This is a genomic window from Acinetobacter sp. neg1 (genome assembly GCF_000788125.1).
Taxonomy (GTDB): domain Bacteria; phylum Pseudomonadota; class Gammaproteobacteria; order Pseudomonadales; family Moraxellaceae; genus Acinetobacter; species Acinetobacter vivianii.
Genome location: NZ_JSZD01000006.1, coordinates 398,366 through 410,918 on the forward strand (window position 1 = coordinate 398,366; position 12,553 = coordinate 410,918).

Genomic DNA, 12,553 nt, shown 5'->3' on the forward strand with positions numbered 1-12,553 from the left:
ATGGCATTAAAAATAAACTCCCAAAAGATTTTTAACCTAAGCCCTCCTTCTTTGCTGGCGATTGGTTTTTTAAGTTTTATTGTCATCGGGACATTATTACTGAAACTGCCGATTGCCAATAAAGGCAACGTGAGCTGGATGGATGCCTTGTTTACCGCGACATCAGCCGTCACCATTACCGGCTTATCTGTGGTTAATCTGAATGAGTCATTCAATCATTTTGGGCAGTTTATTATCCTGTTATTGATCCAATCGGGTGGTTTGGGTTTTATGACCTTTGCCATACTGGCAGCATTGAGTCTGGCACCTAAATTGGGTCTCAAACAGCAAATGATGGCTCAGGATAGCCTTGGCCAAACCAGCCTATCCAAAGTCACCTTCGTCGCCAAAGGCGTTGTGCTCTATACCCTGTTCTTTGAGCTGATTGGCGTTGTAATATTAACTGCATCATTTGCCCCGATTTATGGCTTTGGCCGCGGGCTTTATTACGCCATCTTTTATAGCGTTTCTGCCTTTAATAATGCAGGCTTTTCCTTGTTCGACAATAGTCTGATCAATTTCCAGAGCCACTATCTGATCTGTTTAACCATCAGCCTGCTCTATACATTGGGTGGAATTGGCTTTTTGGTGCTGATCGATGTCAAACAAAATAAGCGCTGGAGCAAACTGACACCAAACAGCAAGCTCATCCTCAGTACCATTGCGATTTTGAATCTGGTCGCCTTTATCTTGATCTGGTTATTAGAGTCAAATAATCCATTGACGCTCGGTTCAATGAGTTTAGGTGAACAAGCCATGAATGCATGGTTTCAGGCCACGGTTCCTCGATCCTCTGGATTTAATACGATTGATACAGGTGCGATGGAGCATAGTACAGCCTTACTCACCATGCTGTTAATGTTTATTGGTGGTGGTTCTCTCAGTACTGCTGGTGGCATTAAAGTCGGTACGTTTGTGATCTTGTTGCTGTGTGTGCTTTCTTTTTTACGGCGAAATGAAGAAATCCGTATTTTTAATCATTCAGTTTCAGCAGAAACAACCTATAAAGCCCTTGCCGTGACAGCGATTACAGGCATGTTGGTCTTTGTCGGTTGCTTTATTATTCTGCTGCTCGAACCCAAACTGGATGTGATGGACTTGATGTTTGAGGTGGTTTCTGCCGCCTGTACAGTAGGTTTATCACGCGGCGCGACAAGCCAATTACATGACGGCAGTTTATTTGTCCTTAGTGTACTAATGTTTACAGGTCGACTCGGCCCTTTAACGCTTGCCTATTTAATTGCAACACCAAAAAAGAGCCGTTTAAAACACGCCAATGCCAACATTCAGATTGGATGAAAACTCGAAGGCTGCTCAATCACAATCACTTGTTGACAGATTCCATCAGCTTGGCGTTGTTGTTCAAATACAGCTTTAGACATCACATCAAAATGATCACAGAAACTCACTTCCTGTTCATCAATTGAATAAAGCAAGGACTGGTTCCCCATTCCTTGCAAGGTGTCATAAAACACGATCACAAAATTGCCACTTTCAAAAGCGTGCTGAATCTCAGCATAGGTTAAAGCAGCGTCGATAGGAATCTGCAGACGTTCCGCTTCACGATAACACTGCTTTTCATTGTCATCGATGTTTGGATCAGGTGCTGTATAAAATGAAACGGTATAGCCTAATTTCTTCATGGCTACAGCTAGAGCAATCGTGAATGTGCCATCTTTACGATCATGACGACACAACTGGATCAGATCAGCAATATCAATATGGGTTTGATATTGCTTTAAGATGAGCCACAGTGCGAACACCCCACAATTTGCATCTAACTGTAATAATGATTCTGGAATATTTAAACTCATTTAATACCAGTTCATCAATGATACGCCCAAGCCTGCGTAGGTCGCACGATGATTGTAATCAATCAGACTTTCACCATAACCATCAAACAGTTGCAAGTGTCCACGCAATTTTCCTGTAATTGGGAATGCCCAGTCAAACTGAACCGCACCGTGTGAACGATCCCCACCTTTCAAGGAGTGACGCAGCATCAATGAAAAATCGTGATCACCCTTGCGGTAAAATGCGGTTACATCACCACGACCTACATAATCTTTAATATCTGGGTTATTGTCATCTTTAGCATCTTCCTCAACGCGATACCAAGGACGCAGCATCAAGGCAAAATTATCTTTCTCGAAGCCAAGATTAAAGATGACACGGTTCCAGCTTCGCGATAGCGGATCCGAACGGCCATTAGACTGGTGGTTCAGCGTCACACCAAGTAAGCGTGCATTCAGCCCCAAAACTTCATAATTGGTTCTAAACATTAAGCTCGCTTCAGGCTCGTAATTCGTTTCACGGAAAGGTCGAGACTCATCCGAGTTATAGACTTGCCAGCGAGAAGACTGAGTATAACCTAACCACAGGTCACCATTATCGCCAAAAATATTTTCCCAAGCCTTGGTCTTAAATGAGATCTGGAACTTGGCTTCGCTTGAGGTGAGTTCTTGCTTGTCTTTAACCGTATTTTCAGGGTTCGGACTACTTGGAAACTCATTCTTGTCACTTGTCCAAAACACAGGCAGCAAATAGACAGGTTGATAAGCACGGATATTCCATGTACCTAACTTACTGTCTTCTGATAGCTCCCAACGGCGATCCAGTAAAGAAACATTCGGGTCAAACTTAGGCGCAGCACCAAGAATATGCAGATCACTTACCTTTTGAACCACTTTATCTTTCAAAGACTCAGGTTTGGCTGGCTCATTCGACTCCACCGCAGGCACGGCAGCTGCAACCATTGGAGCGGCATCAGTCTGAACTTGTGTTGGAATAATGGTTGGTGCTTTAAAAATCGCATCATAACACGCCAAACGCTCAGCATTTGAGGCTAAAGCCACACATGCATCCGCTGTAGCTGGACTGGCTGGTGCGGTCGCTTGCGCATGTGCCAACGACGTAGTTAAGCCAAGTATCGTCAAGACACTCAGCTCCAGATAACTACGTTCAAAAGATTTGAACGCCATAGAATTCTCCAATTTTTCTTTTAATTGACTTGCTTGATGCTAAATCCAAGTTTCTGCAATTCTTCGCGTTTCGCAAATGGCGCAACAACTGCTTTTACAGGTTTTTGAGCCAATAAATACTGCTTGGCAACGCGTTGTAAATCGTCCAGATTCACATTGAGCAAACGTTCACGCAGAATCTTACGGAATTTTGGTGTACGTGCATGTAGCAATGCATAACATGCTGTAATCGCCTCACCCGCTGGAGAACCTGGTTTATCCATACTCGCGACCAAGCCAAGAATAGCTTCTTCAAGTTGATGTGGCTGTTGCTCGGTATTCAATAACCATTGCACACTGGCTTCAAAATCGTTGAATGTTTCTGCTAAACGTGGATCACGATAGCTATAGAAACGGAACGAACACGCATTACCATCATAGCTTGCACCACCGCCGTACGCACCGCCTTTTTCGCGAATGGCACTATGCAAGAAACCATTTCGTAAATAAGCCGCCAACACCATCAAAGGTGCCGCATCTGGATGGGCTACATCAACTGCTTGGTAAGCAGATGCACAGAATTGTACATTGGCTTGAATTAACCACGCTTCATCATCTGAAGTATTCACGGGTTCGACTTGCGTTAATTGAACAGGTGTTTCATCAACAGCCAGCTTATCCCAGACATTCTGAATTTCTTCAACCAAACGATCCGATTGATGTTCTTCACAAACCAATAAGAATTGTTTAGGCGCTTGTAGTAATTTACGATGAATCGACTGTAACTCGCCAATTAACGCTTGATAAGCTGCATCATCCTGATCAATTTTATTGACCAACTCGGTTAACCAGTTCAATGCGCCCAAGCCTGTGTTGTGATAATCACGGCGCGCCAAAGCACTCATTTGACGAGATGCGGCCTGCATCGCATAGCTATGACCAGAACCGGACAACCGTGACTGCCAACGCGTTTTACGTTGCTGTAACAGTTCAATGATGCGATCTTTCTCATCAAAACGTAGCTGTTCAAATGCCAATTTCAATAATTGAATTGCATCCAGTTTTTGTGTCAGAGATTTGGTGGTTAAAGTCAGCCATGCGCTAATACGGTCTTTATCATCCACCTTACTACGCAACGATGCGCCCATACCCAAACCACCACTGACGGCTGTCTGAATCTGCTGGAATTCAAGATAATCATATTCACCAGCGCCGACTTCACCCATCAGAATCGAAAGTAAATTGAAGTAAGGTGATTGAACAATCTCGTCAGGAATCTGAATCAACACTTGTTGATAGTAAATACCATTGGTGCCTGCATGGTATAAATTTAACGGCGTATCTAAACGATTACAGATAATTTCGCGCAACTGGCCTTGAACAATCTGCAACTCGGCAGGTACATCTTCCAAACCAACTTTTGGTAATAGCTCAAGATTATCAGGCGTATCCTGACGCTGCTTTAAGGCTGCAGTTTTTTCTTCAATCTCGATCTTCTGCGCATCGGTTAAATTGGCCGTAATGTCAGCCAGACGCGCCTGTTCTGCTTGCTGCTCTTTCACCGATTTGGTTGCATCAGGGACTAAAGTCATTTGTACACGATGCGGATTGTTCAACAAATGAGTTTGAATCAGGTTTGACAACCACATCGGGTCTTTCAACTCTTCTTTCACTTGCTCAATCGCAGAGTCCACGTCCCAGACATGAATCGGATCACTATGATGAATGGCACTACCTAAACCATTTAAAATCAGGCTTAAACCATACGGTGTACCATCGCCATTAATTTCACGTTGATGTAATTCAATTTGATGAAGAATAGCATCAACAAAATCGCGATCTACTGGCTTAGAGGCCACATCTTTCAGAATATCCAGAATGCCATTTTTAAATGTTTCTGCATGTTCAGCATTTGAACCTTGAACACCGCAATAGAAGGTCATTTCAAAGTTGCTGTCATCAACCCCCATGAGTGGGCCTGTTGACTGTGCATAACCACAGGTTTCCAAATAGTGACGTAAAGGTGAAGCCGAATTCTCTAATAGAATCCCCTCAACCAAACGCATACCTAGACGGAGTTTGGTATCGCTGGTTTGTGGCAATAACCATGACATTACATGATAAGTTTTATCTTTCAAATCTTCGCTATCAACCGCATAGCTTTCAGTCACTTCGACTGGTGCAGTTAAGCGTTTCTCAGGTTTTGAGTATAAAGTCGTACCTTGAGAGAACTTGTGTAATGCCAGACTTTCGAACTGTTCTTGAAGATCGTATGCGCTTTGATTGCCAAAAGTCATGAATACCGCATTGCTTGGGTGATAATGCGTTTTATAGAAATCAACCAATTGCTCATAGCTTAAATCTGGAATGTCTTTTGGATCGCCACCAGAGTTATAGTGATAAGTTGTTTCTGGGAACAAATGATGTGCAAGTTGATGATAAAGCTGATCCGTTGGAGAGCTCATCGCACCTTTCATTTCATTAAAGACAACGCCTTTATACACTGCCTGATCATTTTCAAGCTCAATACGAATTCCTTCCTGAGCAAAGTCTAAAGGGTTCAGATTGGCAGCAAATGCAGCGTCCAAATAAACAGACAGTAAGTTTTGAAAATCTTTTTTGTTTTGTGTCGCAAATGGATAAGCTGTCCAGTCGGCGGCAGTAAAAGCATTCATAAACGTATTGAGGGAACGACGGATCATCAGGAAAAACGGATCACGTACAGGAAATTTCTCAGAACCACACAACGCGGTATGCTCTAAAATATGTGCTGCTCCTTTCGAATCCATTGGCTGGGTTCTAAAGGCAACCAAAAACACATTTTCATCATGACTGGTCGCCAAGTGATAGTGAACAGCGCCAGTCACTTTATGCTTATATTCTGAAACTTGAATATCAAGTGCTTCTACATGGTGTTGACGTAATAGCTGAAACGCGGGATGAATAGTTTGAGTAATGCTTTCAGTAACATCTACAGTCATGTGATCTCCAATTTATCTCTATTAAATCATTACGATTGATTATAGAGAGTCTACCGAAGAATACGTATCGATATCCATGTAAATTACTCTATTTTTGTAGAAAAATGCAGCGGCTAATCAGAACACAGTTGATTAAAAAACTTTCCGGAAATTACTGTGCCCCCAATCTACACCTTCATATCCCATACGTTGGTAGAAATTCGCCGCATTTTTAGTATCGGTATATAAACACAACTGCTCAAAATAAGTTTGGGCGTACTGCTCGATATGCTTCAATAAATATGCACCCACTGTTTTTTGACGACAATCAGGATGAATATAAAAACGGCTTAGTCTGCCCATTTTTCCAGTTTGATCGAAAGGATCCTGACTAACACCACCTACTGCAATCAGATTCTGATCTTTATATACTGCAAATAAGCCTTCTCCATATTGATCAAAACGATTTTCACCCGTTTCAAAGTCGTGCTTAAGTCTTTTTAAAAACTGGAACCCTTCTCGTTCAGACAATTCAATCAGCATATTCAGATCAGTCGGCAGCGTTAAAATTCGTTCTATTCTTAATCGTTGTAATAAATCCATGTCTTCGTCCTGAATTTCCCACGTATAAACAGCTGAATTTTTTTCAACAAACTATTGTAATCCTGAGCATTGGTGTAAACTTTGCTTTTTGATTTTTACTGTGATGACAAACATGGCAACTGTTGATCTTTTTGCAATTGGTAATGCACTCATTGACCAGGAATTTAAAGTTTCTAATGAGTTTTTAGTAGAACAAGCTTTGCAAAAAGGTACCATGCAATTAGCAGATGGCGAAACACAGGCAGATTTATATCAAAAATTACAAACTACCCAAAGCTACAAAGGCCAAGCCAGTGGCGGTTCAGCAGCGAATACAAGCGTTGCTTTTAGTGCTCTAGGTGGTACTGCATTTTATGGTTGCCGTGTAGGTAACGATGAACTTGGTTCAATCTATTTAACTGGTTTAAACGAAGCCGGAATTAAAACAGCAACCCAATCAATCAGCGAAGGTGTGACAGGCACCTGCATGGTACTGATTAGTCCAGATTCTGAACGTACCATGCAAACTTATCTCGGTATTACCGCTGAATTGACAGCTGAACAGATCGACTTTGAACCGTTAAAAACAGCAAAATGGTTGTATATCGAAGGTTATTTATCTACAAGTGATACTGCACGCGTAGCGGTTAAACAGGCACGAGAACTGGCTAAAGCACACGGTGTTAAAATTGCCCTTTCTCTTTCTGACCCTGCAATGGTGCAATATGCTCGCTCAGGTTTAGAAGAACTGCTCGATGATGGCGTTGACTTGCTTTTCTGTAACGAACAGGAAGCACTCATGTTTACCAATACAGAAAATCTTGATGCTGCAATTGAAACACTGAAACTAAAAAACCAGCACATTGTAATCACACAAGGTGCCAAAGGCGCTGTCATCGTAAATGAAGCTCACCAGTTCCATGTGAATGGCCGCGTAGTTGAAGCTGTCGATACCAATGGTGCTGGCGATGCATTTGCTGGCGCATTCCTGTACGCAATTAATGCAGGTTTAAGCTTGGAAGCAGCCGCTCAACTTGCTATTTTAATCTCTAGCGAAGTTGTTGCACAATTCGGCCCACGTTTAAGTGTCGAAAACTACGCAGAACTCTTGGAAAAATTTAAAAAAGCTCAACAGGAATGTGCTTAACATGGAAAAGATTTGCATGACTGAAGAAGTCCCTGAGCGTGAGTCTCGTGCATACGATACGATGAAAGGGACAACTATTTTTATTACTCAAAAAGATGGCAGCTTTTATGCCTATCAGAATGTTTGCCCGCATTTGCAGACAGAACTTGAGTTCTTGGAAAATCAGTTTCTTGATCAGGATCGCGAATATATTCAATGTTCTACTCACGGCGCCCTATTCTCTGTTGAAACAGGCGAATGTATTTCAGGCCCATGTCTGGGTGAATTCCTTGAAAAAGTAAATCTGGCAGTCCACTCAGATGGTGGTATTTATATCGATTGATGCTTAAATCATGAATTCTGCAATGACTGAGTTTTTCCTCAACTACTACCTTATGCCATTTCATATGAGCGTAGTCGCTTTGATCGTGCTTAGCATTGCAGAAACCATTGGCATTTTTATCGGCTTACGTCCAAGCCATCTGGTGAAGAAACTGGCCCCCGAATGGTTACTCAATTCGCCTTTAGTGGATGTAAAGTTTTCCAAATATCTGATTTTTGTTTTCTTGCTCATCAACTTTAGTTTTGCGGGCTATTTTCTTGAGCTTTCATTCTTTGCCTTACAGCATTACTTTATTTCTCCATATTATTTATTTGTTCCCGCTTTGATTATCGACATTTTCTTTACTGTCTTTATGATTCACTGTCTGGATCAGGTAATTAAACCCAAAGTCATTCATACACATACCAATCTGGTTGGGCGGCTAGCAACAATTTCAACGGGAAATGCCCGTCCAGGTTTTTCTGCTCAAGCCCGTGTTCGCGATGAGTTTGGGCAACTGTACTATGTACAAGTTGAACCAGAATATGGCGAACTGGAATTACAATCACAAGTCCTGCTGATTAGCCAAAAATCCAATTCACACTATCTTGCAAAAAAGATTTCTCTTTCAAATAACCTATTTACCCCAGATTAAAACCGATCAAAAACCGCTAAACGCGATCTCCAAGCCCAAAATAAACACAATGTTACAAAAGTACACAATAAAAATAGGTGTTTTATATCTTCCCTTCTGAAGTGATTCATGATCTAGAAATACTGTAAAACACAAAAGTGATGTTCGTCACATTTCTACAAATAAACTCTACCTAAATGCTTGGTTTTATCAGCATTTCATTCTAAAAATAATTTTGATATGTAATTAAAATGATAACCCACTGTATATATTATATATTTTATATTCATACTATTTTAGTTGGTTTAATATTTATTTAACTCATTTTAAACCAGAGCTTTTTAATCAGATTTAAAATCATAAATACAACTGTTTTAATCAGATTTAAAAAAATAATTCATATTATTTTAGTTGGATAAAATCATTATTTTAAATTTTAACCACAAATAAAATCAAGTTGCTGTTTTATATAAATTATTTTAAATTAAACATATTAAAAATCCTAAAGGTTTATTTTCAATGGTTTTTATTTAATAATGTTTTACATCTTTTAAAAATGTGTATGAGGCTAAGTTCTATGAACACAAGTTCTCAAGATCCAAATCGGCGGCTCATCCGAGAAATCACGATTATTCTTATTATTAAAGTTGCACTTCTCTTGGTGATTAAACACATCTGGTTTGATGCCCCAACGATTCCAAAAGATTTTAACAATGAAGTTGCCGAGCGTATTGCTGGTGACATGTCCAAAACTCAGGAGACACGTTGATGATTTCTGAAAGCGTGGTCGATCTTTCGCGGTTCCAATTTGCAATGACCGCAATGTATCACTTTCTTTTCGTCCCTCTAACTTTAGGTCTGGCTTTTATTCTTGCCATTATGGAAACCACGTATGTGATTTCTGGTAAAGAAATCTATAAGGACATGACCAAATTCTGGGGGAAACTCTTCGGGATTAACTTTGCCCTAGGTGTAACCACTGGTTTAACTATGGAATTCCAGTTTGGTACCAACTGGGCCTATTATTCCCACTATGTAGGCGATATTTTCGGGGCGCCACTTGCCATTGAAGGTTTGATGGCCTTCTTCCTTGAATCAACCTTTATCGGCTTGTTCTTCTTTGGATGGGATCGCCTATCTAAAGTCCAGCATTTAGGCGTGACGTGGTTAGTCGCAATTGGTTCGAATATGTCTGCCTTGTGGATTCTGATCGCAAACGGCTGGATGCAAAACCCTGTCGGTGCTGCATTTAACTACGAAACTATGCGTATGGAACTGGTTGACTTCGGTGCATTGATCTTCAACCCTGTTGCTCAGGTGAAGTTTGTGCATACGGTTTCTGCGGGTTATGTCACAGGTGCGATCTTCGTTCTTGCAATCTCAAGCTACTATCTATTAAAGAAACGTGACTTACCGTTTGCGCGTCGTTCATTCGCAATTGCTGCCATCTTCGGTTTAGCTTCAACACTTTCTGTGATTTTGCTTGGTGATGAATCAGGTTATGAACTCGGTGATGTTCAAAAGACCAAACTTGCTGCAATCGAAGCTGAATGGCATACCGAACCTGCACCTGCTGCATTTACCTTATTTGGTCTCCCAAATCAGCAGGAAATGCGCACCGATTATGCGATTAAGATTCCTTATGTGATGGGGATTATTGCAACTCGTTCTACAGACAAAGAAGTGACCGGTTTACGCGACTTGATGAAAGAACATGAAGTGCGTATCCGTAACGGTATGGTAGCTTATAGCGAGTTAGAAAAACTTCGTGCGGGTGACCGTTCTCCAGACTTATTGGCTTCATTTGAGAAAAATCAAAAAGACTTAGGTTATGGCCTACTCTTGAAAAAATATTCTCCAAATGTGGTTGATGCAACTGAAGAACATATTCAGGCAGCAACTAAAGACACCATTCCAAATGTAGCTGCTCTATTCTTCTCATTCCGTGCAATGGTGGCTTCTGGCTTCCTGATGTTATTGCTATTCCTTCTTGCAACATGGTCAGTGGCAAAACGTAATGCCGAAGATAAACCGTGGTTACTCAAATTTGCTTTGTTTGCTCTCCCTCTCCCATGGATTGCTGCTCAAACAGGTTGGTATGTGGCTGAAGGTGGTCGTCAACCGTGGTCAATTGGTGAAATCTTACCAACACATTTGTCTGCTTCAAGTGTGAGTACAGGCGATGTATGGGGTTCAATCATTGCATTAGCTGCGTTCTATACCGTGCTACTGATTATCGAAATGTACTTAATGATCAAATTCGCTCGTTTAGGTCCAAGCTCGTTACATACTGGTAAATATCACTTCGAAAAACTCGAAGCAAAAGCTGGGGAGGCTCAGTCATGATCGAATATGAACTCCTAAAAATTATCTGGTGGGTATTGGTCGGTGTTCTACTGATTGGCTTTGCCCTCACCGATGGTTTCGATATGGGCTCAATGGCACTGATGCCATTCGTGGGTAAAACCGATTCTGAACGCCGTGCTGCAATCAATACGATTGCACCGCACTGGGATGGTAACCAAGTCTGGTTCATTACCGCAGGTGGTGCTTTATTTGCAGCTTGGCCAATGGTCTATGCGGTTGCCTTCTCCGGAATGTACTGGGCCTTGCTACTGGTTTTATTTGCCCTGTTCCTGCGACCCGTCGGATTTGACTATCGCTCCAAGTTAGAGAATACCCAATGGCGTACTTCTTGGGACTGGGGTCTATGCATCGGTGGTGCGGTGCCTGCGCTAGTGTTTGGTGTGGCATTCGGGAACTTGTTCCTTGGCGTACCATTCAGCCTAGATGACACATTACGCTCACAATATACAGGTAGCTTCTTTGCATTACTGAATCCATTTGCATTGATTTGCGGTATTGTCAGCCTATCAATGTTATGTGCACACGGCGGCGCATGGCTCATGCTACGTACGGACGGGAATTTACATAATCGTTCTGCCAAAGCAACACAAATCATGGCAATTGCCTTCCTTGTGTGCTTCTTGGCTGCGGGTGCATGGTTATTCTTTGGTAATATCTCGGGTTATAGCTATGCCACTGCTGTAAATACAAATGCGGCACTCAACCCACTTGCTAAAGACGTTGTGACCAATGCCAATCATGGTTGGTTAAATAACTATGCAACTTATCCGATTACTATGGCGGCACCTATTGTTGCAATTTTAGGTGCGCTACTGGTCATCATTAGTGCAGGCAAACATAAAGCGGCTGCAAGCTTTACAGGTACAAGCTTAATGATTGTCGGTGCAATCCTGACTGCAGGTTTTGCATTATTCCCATTCTTGTTACCATCAAGCATTGATCCAACATCAAGCTTGACCATGTGGGATGCCGTTTCTAGTCATAAAACCCTCGGGGTAATGACGATTGCTGCATGTATCTTCGTTCCGCTCATTTTGATCTATACCTCTTGGTCTTATTACAAAATGTGGGGCGTCATCACCAACAAACACATTGAAGAAAATTCACATAGTTTGTACTAATCAGGAGATGTGACATGTGGTATTTTGCATGGATTCTAGGCATTTTGATGGCATGTTTCGCAGGTGTGCTCAGTGCATTGTATATCGAACATCATCAAAATTTAGATGAGGAATAATAAAATGGCTGAAGCAATGACAACACCGAAGAATCGTAAAGCTCAAGTGCTTGCAATGACCATTTCGTTTTTGTTGGCATTGCCCCTTGCTGCTATTTTACTGGTACATCCATCGCTGATGCTGGATGCAGACGGACACTATAATCATAGCCTGCTGATGCTGGTGATGATTGGCATTTCTGGTGGCTTTGTGCATGGGGTTGGATTTGTACCAAGATTCTGGTTATGGAAATGGTTATTTAGCCCTTATATCGCCTGGCCTTTGATGGTTCTCGGATACTTTATCTGGTTAGGCCAATAAGTTATTTTCATTTCCCTACCATTTA

The 12,553-nt window shown here is 41.7% G+C and carries 13 protein-coding genes; 9 read left to right on the plus strand and 4 right to left on the minus strand.

From position 1 onward, the window contains the following. Positions 1–1,338, plus strand: a complete 1,338-nt coding sequence (locus tag PJ15_RS02850; RefSeq protein ID WP_047427774.1) for a TrkH family potassium uptake protein — start codon at positions 1–3, stop codon at positions 1,336–1,338. Here the strand turns inward: PJ15_RS02850 and PJ15_RS02855 are convergent. From PJ15_RS02855 to PJ15_RS02870, 4 genes are all read right to left on the minus strand, one after another. Continuing rightward, entirely contained in the window at positions 1,326–1,853 is a 528-nt protein-coding gene (locus PJ15_RS02855) for a cysteine peptidase family C39 domain-containing protein (protein WP_047427778.1), read from the minus strand. The two genes, PJ15_RS02850 and PJ15_RS02855, sit on opposite strands and share 13 nt — an antisense overlap. Next, positions 1,854–3,020: a phospholipase A gene (locus tag PJ15_RS02860; protein ID WP_047427780.1), complete on the minus strand. Its 1,167-nt coding sequence runs from the start codon at positions 3,018–3,020 to the stop codon at positions 1,854–1,856. It lies immediately after the preceding gene. 20 nt (positions 3,021–3,040) lie between these two features. Next, on the minus strand, positions 3,041–5,980 hold the full coding sequence (locus PJ15_RS02865) for an insulinase family protein (RefSeq protein WP_047427783.1): 2,940 nt from the start codon (positions 5,978–5,980) through the stop codon (positions 3,041–3,043). A 132-nt stretch (positions 5,981–6,112) separates the two neighbouring features. Further along, positions 6,113–6,562: a GNAT family N-acetyltransferase gene (locus PJ15_RS02870; RefSeq protein ID WP_047427784.1), complete on the minus strand. Its 450-nt coding sequence runs from the start codon at positions 6,560–6,562 to the stop codon at positions 6,113–6,115. A 112-nt stretch (positions 6,563–6,674) separates the two neighbouring features. On the opposite strand from PJ15_RS02870, the gene PJ15_RS02875 reads away from it, so the two are divergent. The 8 genes from PJ15_RS02875 (at position 6,675) to PJ15_RS02910 (ending at position 12,528) form a co-directional block, all read left to right on the plus strand. Next, a complete protein-coding gene (locus PJ15_RS02875; RefSeq protein WP_047429131.1) occupies positions 6,675–7,688 on the plus strand; it encodes an adenosine kinase in 1,014 nt (337 codons plus the stop codon). 16 nt (positions 7,689–7,704) lie between these two features. After that, positions 7,705–8,010, plus strand: coding sequence for a Rieske (2Fe-2S) protein (locus PJ15_RS02880; RefSeq protein ID WP_155766441.1), 306 nt, complete (start codon positions 7,705–7,707; stop codon positions 8,008–8,010). Between the two features lie 22 nt (positions 8,011–8,032). Continuing rightward, entirely contained in the window at positions 8,033–8,644 is a 612-nt protein-coding gene (locus PJ15_RS02885) for an OB-fold-containig protein (RefSeq protein WP_171066990.1), read from the plus strand. Between the two features lie 556 nt (positions 8,645–9,200). Continuing rightward, a complete protein-coding gene (cydP, locus tag PJ15_RS02890) occupies positions 9,201–9,392 on the plus strand; it encodes a cytochrome oxidase putative small subunit CydP (RefSeq protein ID WP_004653758.1) in 192 nt (63 codons plus the stop codon). Continuing rightward, positions 9,392–10,969: a cytochrome ubiquinol oxidase subunit I gene (locus tag PJ15_RS02895; RefSeq protein ID WP_005241807.1), complete on the plus strand. Its 1,578-nt coding sequence runs from the start codon at positions 9,392–9,394 to the stop codon at positions 10,967–10,969. The genes cydP and PJ15_RS02895 overlap by 1 nt, the downstream gene beginning before the upstream one ends. Then, entirely contained in the window at positions 10,966–12,111 is a 1,146-nt protein-coding gene (gene cydB, locus PJ15_RS02900) for a cytochrome d ubiquinol oxidase subunit II (protein ID WP_047427795.1), read from the plus strand. Before PJ15_RS02895 ends, cydB begins: the two co-directional genes overlap by 4 nt. Before the next feature lie 14 nt (positions 12,112–12,125). Further along, on the plus strand, positions 12,126–12,227 hold the full coding sequence (cydX, locus tag PJ15_RS18270) for a cytochrome bd-I oxidase subunit CydX (RefSeq protein ID WP_000270276.1): 102 nt from the start codon (positions 12,126–12,128) through the stop codon (positions 12,225–12,227). A gap of 4 nt (positions 12,228–12,231) precedes the next feature. Then, complete coding sequence (locus PJ15_RS02910) at positions 12,232–12,528, plus strand: cyd operon YbgE family protein (protein ID WP_047427798.1); 297 nt, start codon at positions 12,232–12,234, stop codon at positions 12,526–12,528. Positions 12,529–12,553: the final 25 nt, after the last annotated feature.